This window comes from Rhodococcus sp. F64268, from assembly GCF_023015605.1.
Classification (GTDB): Bacteria; Actinomycetota; Actinomycetes; order Mycobacteriales; family Mycobacteriaceae; genus Rhodococcus.
In genome coordinates, this window is record NZ_JALKAI010000013.1 from 72,076 (window position 1) to 89,932 (window position 17,857).

A 17,857-nucleotide genomic window follows, 5' to 3' on the forward strand; every position below is an offset into this window, starting at 1 on the left:
ATATTCGGTATATCTATGTTTTCCGTACGGTACCGAATATTTCGGTCGAAGAGTGTGTGGCTGCGGGCGTTGCCCGCAGCCACAGGACGTCAGCTGCTGTATGCCTCCAGCGGAGGGCACGAGCAGACCAGGTTGCGGTCGCCGTGGGCCCCGTCGATTCGACGGACCGCCGGCCACACCTTTGCGCGCCCCTTCCCCAGCGGAAACACTGCAGTTTCACGCGGATACGGGTGAGTCCACTCCCCCACGAGGCACTCTGCGGTGTGCGGTGCGCCTCGCAGAGGATTGTCGTCGACCGGCCATTCTCCGGCTCCGACCCTGTCGATCTCCGCGCGAATCGAGATCATCGCATCGACGAACTCGTCGATCTCGTTCAAGTCCTCACTTTCGGTCGGTTCGACCATAAGCGTGCCCGCGACGGGGAAACTCATGGTCGGCGCATGGAATCCGTAGTCTGCGAGACGCTTGGCCACGTCATCGACGGTGACACCGGTGTCCCTGGTCAGCTGACGCAGATCGAGGATGCACTCGTGCGCCACCATCCCGTTCGCACCCGTGTACAGCACCGGGAAGTACTCGTCGAGGCGACGCGCAATGTAGTTCGCCGAAGCGATCGCAGTGAGCGAAGCCCGGCGAAGCCCGGAAGCCCCCATCAGCTTGATGTATGCCCACGTGATCGGCAGGATCGACGCCGACCCGTAAGGCGCAGCCGACACCGGCCCCACGCCGCCGAGACCAGGTACAGCGGGGTGACCCGGGAGGAACGGCGTGAGATGCGAACGAACGCCGATCGGACCGACTCCCGGCCCGCCACCACCGTGTGGAATGCAGAAGGTCTTGTGCAGGTTCAGGTGGCTCACATCGCCACCGAACCTGCCCGGCCGGGCCAGACCCACGAGTGCGTTGAGGTTTGCACCATCGATGTACACCTGCCCGCCTGCGTCGTGCACGGCACCGCAGATGTCCTCGATCTCGTGTTCGTAGACGCCGTGGGTCGACGGGTAGGTGATCATGATCGCGGCCAGCCGTTCAGCGTGGTCGGCGATCTTCGCTCGCAGATCGTCGAGGTCGACGTCACCGTTGGGACGGCACGCCACCACCTCGACACGCATACCTGCCATCACCGCAGAGGCGGCATTGGTTCCGTGCGCGCTCGACGGAATCAAGCAGGTGTCGCGGTGGTCGTCACCGCGGCTCAGGTGGTAATGGCGGATAGCGAGCAGACCTGCGTATTCACCCTGACTGCCTGCGTTGGGCTGCAAGGTCACGGCGTCGTACCCGGTCACTGCGGCGAGCCAGCGTTCGAGATCCGAGATCAGGTCCCGGATTCCGACGGTCTGATCCGCGGGAGCGAACGGGTGCAAGCCCGCGAACTCCGGCCACGTGATGGCTTCCATCTCAGCCGCGGCGTTGAGTTTCATCGTGCAGGACCCGAGCGGGATCATGGTGCGGTCAAGCGCGAGATCCTTGTCGGACAACCGCCGCAGATACCGCATCATCGCGGTCTCCGTCCGGTACTTCGTGAACGCCTCGTGCTTCAGGAAGTCACTGGTTCGGCCGAGCGCCTCCGGGATGGATGCTCGATCGGCTGCGACCGTCTCCTCAGCGGCGATACCGAACGCGGAAAGCACACTCGCCACGTGTGCATCCGTCGTCGCTTCGTCGCAGGAGATCGACACGTGGTCCGCGTCGACGAGATACAGATTGACCGACCGCTCGGCCGCCGCTGCTACGACCTCGCCGGCGCGCCCCGGAACCCGGACCAGGACGGTATCGAAGAAGTCGTCGTGAACGACCTCGACTCCCCCGCGTCGCAGCGAGGCAGCGAGCCCGGCCGCATGGGCAGCCACTCGTCGCGCGATTCCGGTCAGTCCCTCCGCGCCGTGATACGACGCGTACATCGCGGCGAGGACCGCCAGAAGCACCTGAGCGGTACAGATGTTGCTGGTCGCCTTCTCACGGCGAATATGCTGTTCACGGGTCTGCAACGCAAGCCGGTAGGCCGAGGTACCGTCGGCGTCGACCGAGACACCGACGAGACGTCCCGGCAGATTCCGCGTGTGCGCCGCGTTTACCGCCAAATATCCCGCATGTGGGCCACCGAATCCCATCGGCACCCCGAATCGCTGGGTGGTGCCGAAGCAGGCATCGGCGCCCTTCTCCCCGGGCGGAGTCATCAGCGTCATTGCCAGGAGGTCCGCGCCCACCGCGACCATCGCACCGCGCTCATGTGCCGCATCGATCACGGGAGCAACATCGAACACCCGGCCCGACGCACCCGGCACCTGCAGGATCACACCGAAGAACTCCCCCTCGGGAAGTCCCTCCTCCACAAGGTCAGCGGTGACGAGCTCGATGCCGAGCGGCTCGGCGCGGGTTGCGAGCACCGCGGCGGTCTGAGTGAACAGATCGGAATCGACGACGAACCGGTGGCTCTTGGACTTGCGGTTGGCACGACGCAGCAAGGTCATCGCTTCCGCCGCAGCAGTAGCTTCGTCGAGCATCGAGGAGTTCGCGACTTCCATACCGGTCAGGTCTGCGACCATCGTCTGGAAATTGAGCAACGCTTCGAGCCGGCCCTGACTGATCTCCGGCTGATACGGCGTGTAGGCCGTGTACCACGCGGGATTCTCGATGATGTTGCGCAGCAGTACCGGCGGAGTGAGCGTGTCGTAGTAACCGTGCCCGATCATGGAGGTCGCGACCGTGTTGCGCGACGCCAGGGCTTTCAGGCCGGCGAGGACCTCGTGTTCGCTGAGCGGCGCGTCGAGGACATCGAGTCCGTCGGCAACTTCGCCCGCGCAGTGGTCGAGAATGCCCGCGGGCAGTGCCTTTGCGACGAGGTCCTCGAGCGTATCGACTCCGACAACGTCGAGGATCCGACGCATCTCCTGCGCATCGGGTCCGATGTGACGATCGGCGAAATTCCAGGTGACGGCATCTGTCATCGCAGCTCCCAGGCTGGTCGGCGAGGTTCGCACGTGCGCGGTCGGCACGGGCGGTTCCTCCCCCTCTGTCCTGAGCTCGCGAGGCGAGCGCCTGAGAGATTCGGTCCTGGTCGGCGAACCTTTCCCCGTGGGCGGGTGGGTGCTCCCACCACTTTCCAGAGACGTCGTAGCTCACGCGGTCCTGGGTGCCTGAGAGATTGACGGGGAGGTGCTGCTCCTTCGGCGCCCGGACATGTTGGTCCGGGGCTCTCCCGCGGGACGGCGACGCATACCGATTCTAGAGCACGAGCGGGCCGATCGAGTCCACCCTCTTCCGGAGGGTGACATACGCCCTATCCGATGCGGCGGTTGATGCGGTTTCGACGGCGGGAAGCCAGTTCGTCCTCGGGCTTCTCTTCGACGTCGTATCCCTCTGCGCGCTCGGCCGGGAAGTCCGCGATACTGCCCGTCAATTCCCGGACTGCCCCACTGACTGCGATACCGAACACACCTTGCCCGCCTTGAAGCAGGTCGACGACCTCTTCCGGGGATGTGCATTCGTAGACAGTGGTGCCGTCGGAGAAAAGGGTGATCTTGGCCAGGTCCCGTACGCCACGGCTCCGGAGGTGGTCGACCGCCACGCGAATGTTCTGCAGCGAGACGCCGGTATCGAGAAGGCGCTTGACTATCTTGAGGACCAAAATGTCCTTGAACGAGTACAGCCGTTGGCTTCCGGAACCCGCCGCGCTCCTGATCGAAGGCACTACCAGATTGGTTCGCGCCCAGTAGTCGAGCTGACGGTAGCTGATACCCGCAATCTGGCACGCGATCGGGACCCGATAGCCGACAAGTTCATCGGGGACCGAGTTGTCGGGAAACAGCCCCGGCTGCAGATCCTCGGAAGTGTCCGATACCGGTACCGGAGCCACGCGATCGCCGGTGCCGGCACCGAGTTGCTGTCCTTGCGGCCGATCTCGCACTTTGTGACTTCCTCTCGCGCGCCCCGTTGTCCCTCGCCACCACGGACCAGGCGGATCCCCTCCGCATCCGATCCCGTACATCCCCCGGTTCACCCGACTTGTCCCGTAACGGATCAACCAAGCGTACGCCCTGTGTGATTCAGGTCGAGCAGCAACACGCCGACTCGGAAAGTAACGTTCGACGATACACGGGTTCGTCGCGGTGCGTCGTCGAACAACTTCGACCCGACCCGTCGGCGCGACGAGCAGATCAGCCGTCTGTTGCCTTGAAGTCGTCGGGCGAGACCGATTCGAGGAATTCCTTGAACTTCTCGACCTCGTCTTCCTTCTCCTCAGGCATCGCGAGGCCCGCTTCCGCCAGAACTGATTCCTCGGCAAATACCGGTGCACCGGTGCGCAACGCGACGGCAACTGCGTCCGAAGGACGACACGAGACCCGCATCTCCCCTTCGAAGAGGAGATCGGCGTAGAACGTACCCTCCTGAAGATCCACTATCCGGACCTCGAGGAGGGCGTGACCGAACGCGTCGAGAAGATTCTTGATCAGATCGTGCGTGAGCGGCCGGGCCGGCTCCACTCCCTGCTGTTCCAGCGCAATGGCGGTCGCCTCCATCTGACCGATCCAGATCGGTAGGTACCGCTCGCCCTCTGCTTCGCGCAGCAGAAGGACAGGCTGGTTCTGGGGTTGCTCGACTCGGATACCGACGATCCTCATCTCGCTCATAACGGCGCCTCCGTCCCGGTGCCTGTCAGTCGCGTGGTCGCTGACACGTACTGCCTGAATTCTAGTGCGCTCGTTCGTGTACGTCAGGTGCCCGAAACCCGAAGACCCACCGCTTCTCGTGCGCAATACCGCTGCAGGGCTACCTCGACGATCGAGGTCAACGATCGAGTGACCCCTGCACCGCCGACTTGACGAGGCATGTATGCAACGTCAGAGACAGCGCAGCCAACTCACGAACCATCTCTTCGGCGCGTTCCCGGGCCCCTGCATCGCGTCCCTTGGCGACAGGACCGGCGATCTGGGCGACGAGGCCCGCTTCGCGGTCTGCCGCCAATTTGAACGCGCGTAGGTGCCGGACTTCCAGTCCGAACCGGGACATTGCCTTCGCTGTCCGCGCCAGCAATACCGCATCGTCGTCGAAGAAGCCTGCCGCACCCGGCGTGAGGAGCCCCGCGCCCACCAGCTCGGTGAGGAACACGGTGTCGATGCCGGCCCGTTCACAGAGGTCGTCTCGACTCACTCGGATCTGGCGGTCGGTACGAAGGTCCTCGGGAGAAACCTCGCCCCGCGCGACCGCGAGCTGGCGCGGTCGCTTGGGGCGAGTTTCGACGGCTCCCACCGTTGCGGCACCACGGTCGATCGCCTCGAGCTGTTCCTTGATCACCTTCAGCGGGAGGTACTGATCGCGCTGCGCGGTGAGCACGTACCGGAGTCGCTCACAGTCCGCGATCGAGAACCGCCGGTAACCCGACGGTGTGCGCTCCGGACTGATCAGTCCTTCGGCTTCGAGAAATCTGATCTTCGAGATCGTCACGTCCGGGAACTCCGGGCGGAGTCGATCGAGTACGGACCCGATCGACATACCTGCCGGCGCCGGCTGGCGGGCAGCGGTCATCAGCTACCTGCGCCCTGAGTGCCCCGCGGGCCTGTCAAGAACACCAGACGGAACTTTCCGATCTGGACCTCGTCGCCATTCGCGAGTACTGCCGAGTCGACGGGCTCACGATTGACGTAGGTGCCATTGAGGCTTCCCACATCGACGACCTGGAACTCGCCGTCGTCCTGGCGGAACTCTGCGTGACGACGGCTGACAGTGACATCATCGAGGAAGATGTCGCTGTCGGGGTGTCGTCCGGCGGACGTGGTGGGCTGGTCGAGCAGGAATCGCGACCCCGCGTTGGGACCGCGCTTGACGACGAGCAGGGCCGCCCCGGCCGGAAGACCTTCGACTCCCGAGACCGGTGCTTCGGTCGTCGCAGCCGCGCCGGTGTTCTCCAATTCGTTCAGGAAGTCGGCACGAAACACCGAAGTGGTTTCCGCTGGGGTCTCTTCGTAGCCCGCGTTGCCGTTCTCGCTCACCGTTTCTCCTTATCCGTTCGATAGTCCGGGTGGTCCCGGACGATCGTCATTCGTTCGCCACCACCACGGTCGGACACGGCACACGCCATACCCGACCGTACCCTGCGCATGCCCCTGGTGCAGGTAGTCGCGGTTACGTCACCCAGGGGATCTCATCCTTCTGTGATCGTTCTGTATCCGGCGGCGTCGAGGGTCCGTTCCAAGGCAGCGTCGAGATCCGACTCGCTACTCGATTCGATATCGATCAGCCACCCTTCTGCATACGGCGCGCTGTTGACCAACTCGGGGCTCGCCTCGAGGTCGCCGTTCACCGCCACGACCGTTGCGGCAAAGGGCGCATAGACATCCGAGACACTCTTGGTGGATTCGACCTCACCGAACGAATCGCCTGCAGCGAGGGCGGATCCGGTGTCGGGCAACTGCACGAACACCACATCACCGAGCTGGGATTGAGCGTAGTCGGTGATACCGATCCGGGCGGTGGTCGCCCCAGTCCGCTGGACCCACTCGTGCTCCGCGGTGTATCGCAGATCGGCGGGCGTCTCGAACTCACTCACGGCAGTTCCTTTCGGGGGCGACGATTCGGCACGAACGTCTGTTTCAGTTTCCTGGCTGAGCGTATTGGCGCGGCTCGATTTCCCGCAAGGCGGGCACCTCGACCTGCGACAACTGCTCGACAGTCAAAGTTCCACCGCGGCGAGCGACCGTATCCACCACACCGCCGGGGATGTTCAACGCCGCAGCGAGCGTCGGCCCGTCCCCGATAGCAGTAACCGTATAGGGCGCCGGGAGATTTCGATCGTCGACAGTGATATCGCCGCCCTGCCCTCCGAACCACGAATCGACGCCGATGCGCACCGCTGTCCCGTCGGCTCCGGCGATCTGCATGGTGTCCGCACCCGCCGCACGGAGTTCCTGAATCGTGTCGAGGACGACCTCGGAGCCGACTCCGTCGAGCGGGTCGTCGATCGTCAGGACGACACCCGGCCCCGACGCGGGAACCGTACCCAGCTGGATCGACAGGTTCTGCAGACGAGCACGGGCTTCGGACAGAGCGGCATCCGAACCGTTCTGCTCGAATCCTTCGAGAGTGCGCTCGAGGCCTGTGATCTCTTGCCGCAGCGCCGCCTCGCGTCGGTTGAGGCTGTCGAGGAGCACGAGCAGGTCGGCGGGGCGGGCGGAGTCGAGAGTGTCTCCCGTCTCGGTATTCTTCACCTGGGTGGCGATAGCCGTGCCGAGCAGGGCGACGAGCAACATTGCAAGCACCGCGTACACCCGGCGCTTGCGCCCGGAGTCCGGCGTGCCCGACAGAGCGTGTCCGGAGGTGTCCTCGGCCATCGCTCACGCCCCGAAAAGTCTGCGGCGCAAGGCCGACGCGTTCCCGAAAATGCGGATCCCGAGGACGACGATGACCGCGGTCGAGAGCTGGGTACCCACGCCGAGCTGGTCCCCGAGCCACACGATGAGTGCGGCGACGAGGACGTTGAACACGAAGGAGACGACGAAGACCTTCGCGTCGAAAATGTCGTCCAGATAGGCACGCAGTCCACCGAATACCGTATCGAGCGCAGCGACCACCGCTATCGGCAGGTACGGCTGAACCAGGTCGGGTACCTGGGGACTGAACACGATTCCGGCTACGATGCCGATCACAAGTGCCAGTACCGCATACAGCGCCTGACCGTGCCGAAGGTGCTTCACCGATTCCCCTCTTCCCGAGCCGATTCGACTGTACGTACCGTGGCTGCCGGCAGTTCGAGCTCTCCTGCCTCGGCGATCGTGAAACCTACCCCGTAGAGTTGTTTGATTCCCGAGAGCCTGAGATAGGCGTCGCTCACCACGAAATCCGTCTGCATCCGGGCCTGCGGTCCGACGGCGGAGACGACGTAGGGCGAGAACACCGGTCGGTTGTCGACGAGCATCGCTCCCCCTGCCTGCCGGACGGTCACGCCGGGTCCGATGCGCACGTCGCCGACCGACACTGCCTCGGCACCGCCTGCCCACAGTGCGTTGACCACCGATTGCAGGTCTCGGTCGAGGACGGTCGCGGCGTCGCCGGTGTCGTGCACCGACGGGTCCGACAGGTTCGGCCGACCCGTCGGATCGGAAAGGGTGACGGTGATCCCGGGGCCGACGACAGGCACGCCGGCAGCCGCGATCTGCGCTGCGCGCAGCGCGTCGAGCGCCATCGCACCCTCGGCATCGTGGGCCACCAGTTCAGCGCTGCGCTGCTCGACCGTGTCGGTCAGTTCATCGCGGCGGGCCACGAGGGTGGCGATGCGTTCCTCACTGGTACGTAGCGAATCGAGAATCTCGGCGCGCGCCTGATCTGCTCCCGGTTCACGATCGAGGTTCTCGGCGTAGGCCGCGCCGAGAACGAGACCGGCAAGAATACAGCCGATGACGAGCCAGGCCCTGGTGCGTGCCGGCGATGCGGCAGCGCGACCCGCAGCCCGGTCCTCGGCGGCGGCACCGTAACCAGGATCGAGGTGGTCCTCGAGCAGCGACTTGAGCAGCGAGGGGACCGGGTTCCGGGGGATCTGTTCCCAGCGACGATTCACTCGGCTGGTCGCTCCTCGTTCGGAGGCACTGCACGGGCGATCCATACGGCCTGACCGATGTAGAGCAGCCCGGTCCAGATGTAGAGCGCCGAACCCCAGATCAGGGCGGCCCAGCCGAGTGGGTGCGCCACGACGGACGTCGCGGGTAGCGCCAGGTCGAGCAGCAGCAGCGGCAATGCGCACATGAGCAGGAATGTCGCGCCTTTACCCAGGTACAGAACGTCGGGCGGGGGCATGCCCCGACGCCGGTATACGGCGAGGGTCGGGACCAGCACGAGTTCGCGCCCGACCAGGATCGCGGCGATCCACCACGGGATGACGTCCCGCACGACCAACGCGAGCAGCGTGGTGACTATGTAGAGCCGATCGACCATGGGGTCGAGCAGCGCGCCGAGCCGGGACGCCTGGTCGAGCAGGCGGGCGAGCTTGCCGTCGGCCCAGTCGGTGAATCCGCTGAGGAAGAGGATCGCGAGCGCCCAGCCGTCCGCGTGGACAACGAGGATCAAGTAGAGGAACAGGGGTATTCCGAGAAGCCGCACGAAGCTGAGCAGGTTCGGGATGGTGAGGATGCGATCGGCACCCGGGCGGACGTCGTCCGGAGTCGTCACGTCACCCATCGTGCCCCCTGTCTTGTCTACGCGGTACGGTCCACCAACCTTTTCACACCGGCCGTGGGGGTCGCCGCGAGGTGGTCAGCGCCATGCGAACACCGGTTGCTCGAGTCCGTCGATACGAGTGTGCCGACCATGGAGGGCAACTTCACGGAACTGGTAGACCACTGCGGCGGTGGGTGCGTGAATGAGGTGACCACGGAACGGCCACTGGATGACCGGCTTGTCCGACTCAGGGATGTCCACGAATCGAGGCTCGCTGTCCAACTCGGCCTCCGTGACGGAGAACAAGACGTCGACCTCGTCGGGGCTCGGTTTCAGATCGGCGATCGTCGTGTCGGACCACACGACGAACGGTGACATCACATATCCGGATCGGGTGACGTAGTCGTCGAGGCGCCCGACGATGGAGTTCGGCGCGGCGTCGAGTCCGAGCTCCTCGTGCAGTTCCCTCAGCGCTGCTTCCTCGGGCGTCTCCCCGGGGTCGAGTCGCCCGCCGGGGAGCGCGAACTGGCCGGGATGTGCACGTAATCTCGTCGGCCTGCGGGTCAGAGGCATGACCGGTTTGCCTGCATCGTCGTTCAGGACAGCGATGACGACCGCGGCATGGCGGCGCCCTTCGAGCGGAATCCGACGCGACTCGAAGCAGGCGAGCGAGTCCTGAAGTGCCGTGTGCGTCAGTGCGTTCGATATGGGCATGGTGCGACATTATCTCACTCGAGTTCGGTTTACCCAGTTATTCCGTGCAATCCGAAATCCGCTAGCCTTTCTGGAGACAGGTGTACTCAGTGCGACTACGCTCTCTCCCACGTTCCGCCGAATCCCACCCCGAAATCCGCGGAGGACCTCATGACCGCCGACCCCGCAGGACTGGACACCGCAGCACTTCGCACCCATCTGCAGACCGCCGCCCCCCGGTCTGCTCGACGGGCCGCTGACCGCCCGCCTCATCAGTGGCGGGCGATCGAACCTCACCTACGGCGTGAGCAACGGCGAGCGGGAACTGGTCCTGCGGCGCCCACCGCTCGGGCATGTACTGGAGACCGCGCACGACATGGCACGCGAGCACCGCGTGATCACGGCGCTGGCAGGAACCGAGGTTCCTGTGCCGCGTACTCATCTCCTGTGCACGGACACCGAGGTCATCGGCGCACCGTTCTACCTCATGGATCTCGTCCCGGGCACTCCCTTCCGTACTGCCGAGGAACTCGCTCCGCTCGGGGAGGATCGGGTGCGTGCGATCTCCGAGCGGACGATCGACACCCTGGCGAGACTCCACTCAGTGGTGCCTGCGACGGTCGGGCTCGAGGACTTCGGCCGGCCCGAGGGCTTCCTCGAACGACAGGTTCACCGATGGAAGACTCAGCTCGATGCGTCCCGGAGCCGTACGCTCGACGGCGCCGACGAGCTATACCGGCTACTGGTCGAGCAGCTGCCTTCGGCGAGCGGCGCTGCGATCGTGCACGGCGACTACCGCCTCGACAACGCACTCATCGACGAACGTGATCAGGTTGCGGCGGTGCTGGATTGGGAGATGGCGACGCTCGGCGATCCGCTCACCGATGTCGCGCTCCTCGTGGTCTACCAACAACTCGCGGACCGGGACGGGCCAGTGCCGGTGTCGACCGTATCGCGTGCGCCGGGGTTCCTCGGCGAGGACGCGATGCTGTCGCGCTACGCGAACGCGAGCGGCAGGAACCTGTCGGAGATGGCTTTTCACCTCGGCCTGGCCTATTTCAAGCTCGCGGTGATTCTCGAGGGCATTCATTTCCGGTTCCTGCAGGGTCAGACCGTGGGTGACGGCTTCAGTGCGTTCGGTGATGCTGTGGAACCCCTCCTCCGCGAGGGGCTTTCGGCTCTGCGACGGTAAGGTACATTCATGCCGCATCCGATCATGTTCGACGAGACGGATCCGTTGCTGGCTCGGGTGCGCACCCTCGCTCTCGCATACCCGGGCGCACACGAGAAGATCTCGCACGGTCGCCCGTTCTTCTTCACCAAGACCTCGTTCGCGGTCTATGGCGGCTCCGAGAAGGACACCCGGGCCCCGTTTCCCCGATCGTTGATCGTCAAGCCCGACCGCGACGAACGGCTTGCCCTCCTCGGTGAACCCCACACGTATCTGCCGATGTATCTGGGTCCGTCGGGGTGGATCGGGTACGACCTCGACCGCCGCGAGGTGGATTGGGAGGAGGTTGCGGAACTGATCGACATGTCGTTCCGCGAGACTGCTCCTGCGAAGCTGGTACGCGAACTGGACGCGCGTCTCGGTTGAGTCGCCCGTCCGGCTCGTGTGCGGGTTCCCTCTCGATCAGTCGGTACTGCCGCTGATGTTGACCATCCACTGGACACCGAACTTGTCGATGCACATTCCGAAGCTGTCGCCCCACGGCGCCTTCTCGAGGGGTATCGCCTCGGTGCCGCCGGCGACGAGTTCATTCCAGTAACCGCGGAGTTCGGATTCGTCGTCGCCGCTGAGGGATATCGAGTAGTTGTTTCCGGGGGTGTGGTCCATTCCGGGGGGCGTGTCCGAGGCCATGAGCACGAAACCGCTCGTGGTGGTGAGCATCGCATGCATCACCTTGCTGTCCACCGCGGCGTCGCCGGTGGGTTGCCCCTCCCCGAACGTGCTGATCTCGAGTTCCCCGCCGAAGACGGTCTTGTAGAACTCGATCGCGTCACGCGCGTTGTCACGGAAGCTGATGTACGGATTGAGTCGAGTGGTCATCGCGAACTCCTGATCTGTTCGGAGGGAAAGTCGGCACTACACGGATGGACTCTGCGTAGTGCCGTTTCTCATCGTGTCCTGTCCGACTTGCTCGCGGAGCCTTTCGACGGATCCCGGCTCAGGACACCGACACGGTTCGCCGCAGGTTCTCCTCGTCGTCGACAGCGGAGGCGAGAACCTGGCCGACCTTGTTGCGCGAGACCTGCCAGCCTGCGAGCTCACCGCGAGTCGAGGTGAACGCGTCTCCGCCGCCTGGCGAGTCGTTCAGGTTGACCGGTTGTACGAGGGTCCAGTCGAGGCCGCTCTCGTGCACGAAGCGATCCTGGATCACGGTGTCGGCGATCTGTGGCCCGAGAAGCAGCGAGAACATGAGCTTGTAACGCAACGGCAGGCGGCCGTCGGTGTCACCCACTCCGTAGGTGGTCTGGACGATCAGGCGCCGCACACCGTGACGTGTCATCGCGTCGATGATGTTGCGGGTCCCGGTGGACCGCACGTCGAGTGCTGTACGCGCCGGGCCGCGCAGCCGTACTCGGACGGGATTCTCGGTGATGCCGAGGGTGACGATGACAGCGTCCTGGCCGCGGACCGCGCGGTCGACGTCATCGAGACAGGTGGCATCCCCGATCACACCCAAGGTTCGGTCGCCGAAGGTGTGCTGCGCATCGGGTGTACGGACCATGACGGTCACGTCGTGGCCGCGGTCGAGGAGTGCGGTGACGGCTGCGCGACCGGAACCGCCTGTTGCGCCGATGACAAGTACTTTCATGGTGTTCTCCTGAGTTCGTTGGTGACGATGTGTCCACCGTATGAACGTTCCTCGAGACGTTCTATGGTCCTCCGTCCGGCCCTTGTGTTCATTCGTCCTACGGGGTTGGACGAATGGACACCCAGCGGCGAGGGTGGACATATGACGATCGACAGGGCTCGGGAGACCACCGACGTGCACTTTCCGTGGACACCGGTCGATCCCCTCGCACATGCCCTTCACCTGCTGCGCATGCGCGGCGGCTTCTACTGCCGGTCGGAGCTGAGTGCGCCCTGGGCGCTGGAGATGCCACCGGTGGCCGACAGCGTGAGCTTCCATCTGGTCGTCTCGGGCGAAATGTGGCTGGAGGTCCCCGGTTCGGCATCAGCGCGGCTTCTCCCCGGAGATTTCGTCATCGTCCCGCACGGCTCGGGACACGTGATGGGCAGCGACCCGAGCATCACCAGCGCGGGGAGTCCGGGGCGCGTGGATCTACTCCCCCAGACGATGATCGGCGACCACTATTCGGTTCTGCACTACGGCGGAGGTGGCGAGCACTCCACCTTGGTGTGCGGGGTCGTCGAGTTCGATCATCCGACTGCGCGACGTCTGGTGGCGTTGCTGCCTCCCCTCCTGCGGATGGACACGACCGGGTCGGCGAGGCACAGCGCGCCGACACAGGTGTTGTCGTTGATGGCCGAGGAAGCGCAGCACGTGCAGCCCGGTGGCGAAGCGGTGCTCACTCGACTGGCGGACATTCTTGTGATCATGGCGATCCGGAGTTGGATCGACTCCGCGCCGGCGGCCCGACACGGATGGATCGGCGCTCTGCAGGACCCACAGGTGGGCCGTGCGCTCGCCGCGGTTCACCACGCCCCCGAGCGGCCGTGGACAGTCGAGTCTCTTGCGCGGGAAGCGGCGATGTCGCGGTCGGCGTTCGCGGCGCGGTTCACCGAGCTGGTCGGGGAACCCGCCATGCGGTACGTCGGTCGATGGCGGATGGAGTCTGCGACCGTCGCGTTGCAGGACGGCGCAACGATCGCCGAACTCGCATCGAGATCGGGCTACGAGTCGGAAGCGGCGTTCTCGAAGGCCTTCAAGAGGATCACAGGCGTATCTCCCGGATCGGTTCGCCGCCGAACGGACGGCACCTTCACCGGCCGCCGGTAGCGCACCGGCCCGGCAGCACGAAGAAGCCCCGGTGAGATCAGATCTCACCGGGGCTTCTCGGTCGGGCTGACAGGATTTGAACCTGCGACCACTTGACCCCCAGTCAAGTGCGCTACCAAGCTGCGCCACAGCCCGCCCGCGCTCTCGTCGAGCGCTCGTTGAGATTACAACAGGTACGGACCGAAAGGCGAATCGGCTGGTCAGCGCCGTTTCCGGGGATTCGGGTCTACTTGCGGCGGTCGCGCTTCTCCCGCACTCGCACGGAGACACGGACGGGGCTGCCGTCGAAGTTGAACTCTTCACGCAGCTTCCGTTCGAGGAAGCGGCGATAGCCTGCTTCGAGGAAGCCGGTGGTGAACAACACGAACGTCGGCGGACGCGTCGCCGCCTGGGTCGCAAACATGACACGAGGCAATCGCCCCCCGCGCATCGGCGGCGGTGTCGCGGCCACCACTTCCTTGAGCCACGTGTTGAGCCGGCCCGTGGAGATGCGCTTGTCCCATGATTCGAGTGCGGTCTCCATCGCCGGCACGAGCTTCTGCACGGCACGGCCGGTCTTGGCGGAGATGTTGACTCGCGCCGCCCACGGCACCCGCAGCAAGTCACGTTCGATCTCGCGACCCAACTCGTGGCGGCGGTCCTCGTCGACCAGATCCCACTTGTTGAACGCGATCACCAGTGCGCGACCCGATTCGACGATCATCGAGATCACCCGCTGGTCCTGCTCGGTGATCGGCTGCGAAGCATCGATGAGCAACACCGCTACCTCTGCAGCATCGATCGCCGCCCGGGTGCGCAAGGATGCGTAGAACTCCGCGCCCGACGCATGGCTGACCCGCTTGCGCAGTCCGGCAGTGTCGACGAACCGCCACGGCTTGCCGCCGAGTTCGACCACCGAGTCCACGGGGTCGACGGTCGTGCCTGCGACGTCGTGCACCACCGACCGCTCGTCACCCGAGAGCTTGTTGATCAGGCTGGACTTGCCGACGTTCGGCTTGCCCACCAGGGCGACGCGGCGGGGTCCTCCCCCACCCGTGCCTTCGCGCGGTGTGGGCGGCATCTTCTCGAGCAGGTCGTCGAGCAGGTCCCCTGTGCCACGACCGTGGGTAGCGGACACCGAATAGGGCTGGCCGAGCCCTAGCGACCACAACGCCGCGGCTTCGGCTTCGACGCGGTCGTCGTCGACCTTGTTCGCGACGAGCAGCACCGGCGTCTTCGACCGGCGCAGCACCTTGGCGACAGCCTCGTCCACCGAGGTCGCGCCGACGGTGGCGTCGACAACGACAAGGATCGCGTCGGCGGTACGCATGGCAACCTCGGCCTGACGAGCAACCGACTGCTGCATCCCTTTGGCGTCGGGTTCCCAGCCGCCGGTGTCCTGGACCATGAAGCGTCGGCCGTTCCAGTTCGCCTCGTACGACACGCGGTCGCGGGTCACGCCCGGGATGTCCTCAACAACGGCTTCCCGGCGACCGATGATGCGGTTGACCAGGGTGGACTTGCCGACATTGGGGCGGCCGACAACCGCCACTGTCGGGATGGGTACGAACTCTTCGAGCTCGGCTCCGGTTTCGAAGTCGAGGTCCCAGTCCGATTCTTCGGACCAGGTGCCGTCGGAATTCCCGTCGATGTACTCCGTTGTGACGTCGTCGCTCACAGCGCCGCTCCCGTCTGTTCGGTGACCAGTGCCGTCAGCATCGAGGTCACCTCGTCGATGTCCATGTCGCTGGTGTCCACGACGACAGCGTCGTCCGCGGCGCGCAGAGGCGACACTGCGCGTGTGGAATCGAGGTGGTCACGGCGCTGCACCGACGCGAGTACCGCGTCGTAGTCGTCGCCGCGGCCTTCCACGATGTTCTGGGCGTTGCGGCGCTGAGCGCGTGCTTCCGCGGATGCGGTGAGGAAGATCTTCACATCGGCATCCGGGAATACCGCGGTGCCGATGTCGCGTCCTTCGACGACGACTCGGTGCGCTGCGAGTCCGAGACGCTGCTGCGCTGCGACGAGCAGTTCGCGTACTTCGGGCACCGCGGAGACGGCGGAGACCGCTGCGGTGACCTCCCCGCCGCGGATCTCTCCGCGCACGTCCCGGCCGTCGAGCCGAATGTCCTCGACGTCGGGGTCGGTACCGATCGACCAGGGCAGGCCGGCGACAGCCTCGGCAATGGCGGCAGGGTCGGTCAGGTCGGCGCCCCGACGTAACACGTACAACGTCGCGATCCGGTACATGGCACCGGTGTCGAGGTATGCGGCACCGAGGTGCCGGGCGAGCCGCTTGGAGACGCTGGACTTGCCCGTTCCCGAGGGGCCGTCCATCGCGACGATCAATGCTCCTGCGGTATCGGTCACAACCCCACCGCCTGGTAGAGACCGCCGACCTCGTTGCGCCCGAGGACACGAAGCGTGCCGGGACGCTGATCGCCGAGCGCGACGGGACCGATATTGGTGCGCACGAGCCGGATCACGGGATGGCCCACGGAGTCGAGCAGTCGTCGCACGATGTGTTTGCGGCCTTCGTGCAGGTCCAGGCGCACGAGGGACTGGCCTTCGTTCACCTCGAGCAACGCGAACCTGTCGACTTTGGCGGGGCCGTCCTCGAGCTCGACGCCCGTCTTGAGCTGCTTGCCGACGCCTCGCGCGAGCACACCCTTGACCGTGGCAAGGTAGGTCTTGTTGACCTCGAAGGACGGATGCATGAGGCGGTGTGCGAGTTCACCGTCGTTGGTCAGTAGCAACAGACCCTCGGTGTCGGCATCGAGCCTGCCGACGTGGAAGAGGCGTTGACCCGCGGCGACACGCTCTGAAACGATGTCGCCGACGCACGGGCGACCCAGATCGTCCGACATGGTGGACTGCCACCCGCGCGGCTTGTTGAGCACGAGGTGAACGAGATCCTTCTTGACGACCACACGGACACCGTCGACGCGGATCACGGCGTTCTCAGGGTCGACACGCAACCCCTGCTCTCGAACGATGACCCCATCGACTTCGATGCGGCCGCGGTCGATCATTTCCTCGGCGGCACGGCGTGAGGCCACCCCTGCCTGGGCGAGGACCTTCTGCAGACGCACGCCTTCGCCGGCAGGCAGTTTCGTCGGTGCGGCTGTGCTGTGCTGGTGGCGGGCGGGCTTGGCGTTGCTGATGGTCGGCGTTGCCGAGGTCCGGCGGGCCTGGGGTTTCGGTGCAGCAGGCCTGCCTCGCTTGTTCAGCGGAGCGCTTCCTCGACCCCGATGAGGCTTCTTGGCTGCCCCCGCGTTCCCTGCGGTGGAGCTCGGAGCGTCCTGGGTTCGGGGATCCGACCGGCGGGCGGAAGAAGATCTGCCGGTGGCCTGTCCCTTCACGGGGCGGGCGGTTTGCTTTCGGTCCGGTGTGCCATCACGGCGAGCGGGCTTTTTCACTTTTTTCCTGTCAGTTCTCTGGATCGAACTCCGCGTGTGAGAGTGTCTCGGCGCGCGCGTTCTTTCCCATTCTCTCAAACCTCGGGTCTGCTTCGAGGCTGTCGCTGATGTCATCGATCACATCTACATCGGGCAACAGGGGACCAACCGGTGGTAGATCGCTCAGCGATGCAAGGCCGAGACGTTCCAGGAACAGTTCGGTGGTGATGTAGAGGGTACCGCCGGTCTCGGGATCGGTGCCCGCTTCGGCGATGAGATCCCGCGCGAGCAAGGTGCGCATCACTCCGTCGACGTTGACGCCGCGCACAGCGCTGACCCGGCTACGGGTCACCGGTTGCCGGTAGGCGACGACCGCGAGGGTTTCCAACGCCGCGCGGGTGAGCTTGGTGCGCGCCCCGCCTTGGAGGAGCTTCTCGACGTACGGTGCGTAGTCGCGGCGGGTGTAGAACCGCCAGCCGTCACCCGCGAACCGCAGATCGATTCCGGAGCTGCGCGCATCCAGGCCCGCCGCGAGTGCACGAAGGGCACGCTCGGCGCGGTCGGCGGTGACGCCGATCGCGGCGGCGAGCTGGTCGGCGGACGCGGGAGTGTCGACCATCAGGAGCAATGCTTCGAGCGCGGCGGTGAGTTCGTCATCGGCCATGTCGAGCA

Annotated in this window: 20 protein-coding genes, 1 tRNA gene and 1 riboswitch; of the genes, 3 read left to right on the plus strand and 18 right to left on the minus strand. The window is 65.3% G+C overall.

Going from position 1 to position 17,857, the window contains the following annotated elements; all coding sequences use genetic code 11:
• Positions 1–89 precede the first annotated feature (89 nt).
• The 11 genes from gcvP to MWU77_RS22500 form a co-directional block, all read right to left on the minus strand.
• Complete coding sequence (gene gcvP / locus MWU77_RS22450) at positions 90–2,948, minus strand: aminomethyl-transferring glycine dehydrogenase (RefSeq protein WP_169690165.1); 2,859 nt, start codon at positions 2,946–2,948, stop codon at positions 90–92.
• 166 nt (positions 2,949–3,114) lie between these two features.
• Positions 3,115–3,212, minus strand: a riboswitch (glycine riboswitch).
• 68 nt (positions 3,213–3,280) lie between these two features.
• Positions 3,281–3,907 carry a MerR family transcriptional regulator gene (locus MWU77_RS22455; RefSeq protein WP_374229952.1) on the minus strand — a complete coding sequence of 209 codons (627 nt, stop codon included), beginning with the start codon at positions 3,905–3,907 and terminating at the stop codon, positions 3,281–3,283.
• 250 nt (positions 3,908–4,157) lie between these two features.
• Complete coding sequence (locus MWU77_RS22460) at positions 4,158–4,631, minus strand: bifunctional nuclease family protein (protein WP_169690164.1); 474 nt, start codon at positions 4,629–4,631, stop codon at positions 4,158–4,160.
• 157 nt (positions 4,632–4,788) lie between these two features.
• Positions 4,789–5,526, minus strand: coding sequence for a MerR family transcriptional regulator (locus MWU77_RS22465; RefSeq protein WP_169690163.1), 738 nt, complete (start codon positions 5,524–5,526; stop codon positions 4,789–4,791).
• On the minus strand, positions 5,526–5,990 hold the full coding sequence (gene garA, locus MWU77_RS22470) for a glycogen accumulation regulator GarA (RefSeq protein WP_169690162.1): 465 nt from the start codon (positions 5,988–5,990) through the stop codon (positions 5,526–5,528). Before garA ends, MWU77_RS22465 begins: the two co-directional genes overlap by 1 nt.
• A gap of 152 nt (positions 5,991–6,142) precedes the next feature.
• Entirely contained in the window at positions 6,143–6,547 is a 405-nt protein-coding gene (gene gcvH / locus MWU77_RS22475) for a glycine cleavage system protein GcvH (protein ID WP_169690161.1), read from the minus strand.
• Positions 6,548–6,590: 43 nt separating this feature from the next.
• Positions 6,591–7,328 carry a DUF881 domain-containing protein gene (locus tag MWU77_RS22480; protein WP_169690160.1) on the minus strand — a complete coding sequence of 246 codons (738 nt, stop codon included), beginning with the start codon at positions 7,326–7,328 and terminating at the stop codon, positions 6,591–6,593.
• Positions 7,329–7,331: 3 nt separating this feature from the next.
• Positions 7,332–7,691 carry a small basic family protein gene (locus tag MWU77_RS22485; protein WP_169690159.1) on the minus strand — a complete coding sequence of 120 codons (360 nt, stop codon included), beginning with the start codon at positions 7,689–7,691 and terminating at the stop codon, positions 7,332–7,334.
• On the minus strand, positions 7,688–8,551 hold the full coding sequence (locus MWU77_RS22490; RefSeq protein ID WP_169690158.1) for a DUF881 domain-containing protein: 864 nt from the start codon (positions 8,549–8,551) through the stop codon (positions 7,688–7,690). The genes MWU77_RS22485 and MWU77_RS22490 overlap by 4 nt, the downstream gene beginning before the upstream one ends.
• On the minus strand, positions 8,548–9,168 hold the full coding sequence (locus MWU77_RS22495; RefSeq protein ID WP_169690157.1) for a CDP-alcohol phosphatidyltransferase family protein: 621 nt from the start codon (positions 9,166–9,168) through the stop codon (positions 8,548–8,550). The genes MWU77_RS22490 and MWU77_RS22495 overlap by 4 nt, the downstream gene beginning before the upstream one ends.
• A gap of 75 nt (positions 9,169–9,243) precedes the next feature.
• Positions 9,244–9,861 carry a CoA pyrophosphatase gene (locus MWU77_RS22500; RefSeq protein WP_169690156.1) on the minus strand — a complete coding sequence of 206 codons (618 nt, stop codon included), beginning with the start codon at positions 9,859–9,861 and terminating at the stop codon, positions 9,244–9,246.
• A gap of 283 nt (positions 9,862–10,144) precedes the next feature.
• Between MWU77_RS22500 and MWU77_RS22505 the strand changes: the two genes are divergently transcribed.
• On the plus strand, positions 10,145–11,032 hold the full coding sequence (locus tag MWU77_RS22505) for a phosphotransferase family protein (protein WP_247274815.1): 888 nt from the start codon (positions 10,145–10,147) through the stop codon (positions 11,030–11,032).
• Positions 11,033–11,041: 9 nt separating this feature from the next.
• The gene (locus MWU77_RS22510; protein WP_169690155.1) at positions 11,042–11,437 is read left to right on the plus strand and encodes an MmcQ/YjbR family DNA-binding protein; all 396 of its coding nucleotides are present in this window, start codon (positions 11,042–11,044) and stop codon (positions 11,435–11,437) included.
• 36 nt (positions 11,438–11,473) lie between these two features.
• Here the strand turns inward: MWU77_RS22510 and MWU77_RS22515 are convergent, their stop codons facing one another.
• Entirely contained in the window at positions 11,474–11,890 is a 417-nt protein-coding gene (locus tag MWU77_RS22515) for a VOC family protein (RefSeq protein WP_169690154.1), read from the minus strand.
• 118 nt (positions 11,891–12,008) lie between these two features.
• Positions 12,009–12,659 (minus strand): NAD(P)-dependent oxidoreductase, encoded by a 651-nt coding sequence (locus MWU77_RS22520; protein ID WP_169690153.1) that lies wholly within the window; start codon positions 12,657–12,659, stop codon positions 12,009–12,011.
• Between the two features lie 141 nt (positions 12,660–12,800).
• Between MWU77_RS22520 and MWU77_RS22525 the strand changes: the two genes are divergently transcribed.
• Positions 12,801–13,808 carry an AraC family transcriptional regulator gene (locus tag MWU77_RS22525; RefSeq protein WP_169690152.1) on the plus strand — a complete coding sequence of 336 codons (1,008 nt, stop codon included), beginning with the start codon at positions 12,801–12,803 and terminating at the stop codon, positions 13,806–13,808.
• Between the two features lie 61 nt (positions 13,809–13,869).
• Here MWU77_RS22525 and MWU77_RS22530 read toward each other — a convergent pair.
• The 5 genes from MWU77_RS22530 to scpB all read right to left on the minus strand — a co-directional run bounded on the left by MWU77_RS22530 (position 13,870) and on the right by scpB (position 17,849).
• Positions 13,870–13,943: transfer RNA gene (locus MWU77_RS22530), tRNA-Pro, on the minus strand.
• Between the two features lie 91 nt (positions 13,944–14,034).
• A complete protein-coding gene (gene der, locus MWU77_RS22535) occupies positions 14,035–15,465 on the minus strand; it encodes a ribosome biogenesis GTPase Der (protein WP_247274816.1) in 1,431 nt (476 codons plus the stop codon).
• Entirely contained in the window at positions 15,462–16,124 is a 663-nt protein-coding gene (gene cmk, locus MWU77_RS22540) for a (d)CMP kinase (protein ID WP_247274824.1), read from the minus strand. Before cmk ends, der begins: the two co-directional genes overlap by 4 nt.
• 29 nt (positions 16,125–16,153) lie before the next feature.
• The gene (locus MWU77_RS22545; protein ID WP_247274817.1) at positions 16,154–17,206 is read right to left on the minus strand and encodes a pseudouridine synthase; all 1,053 of its coding nucleotides are present in this window, start codon (positions 17,204–17,206) and stop codon (positions 16,154–16,156) included.
• 10 nt (positions 17,207–17,216) lie between these two features.
• Complete coding sequence (gene scpB, locus MWU77_RS22550) at positions 17,217–17,849, minus strand: SMC-Scp complex subunit ScpB (protein ID WP_247274825.1); 633 nt, start codon at positions 17,847–17,849, stop codon at positions 17,217–17,219.
• Between the last annotated feature and the right edge of the window lie 8 nt (positions 17,850–17,857).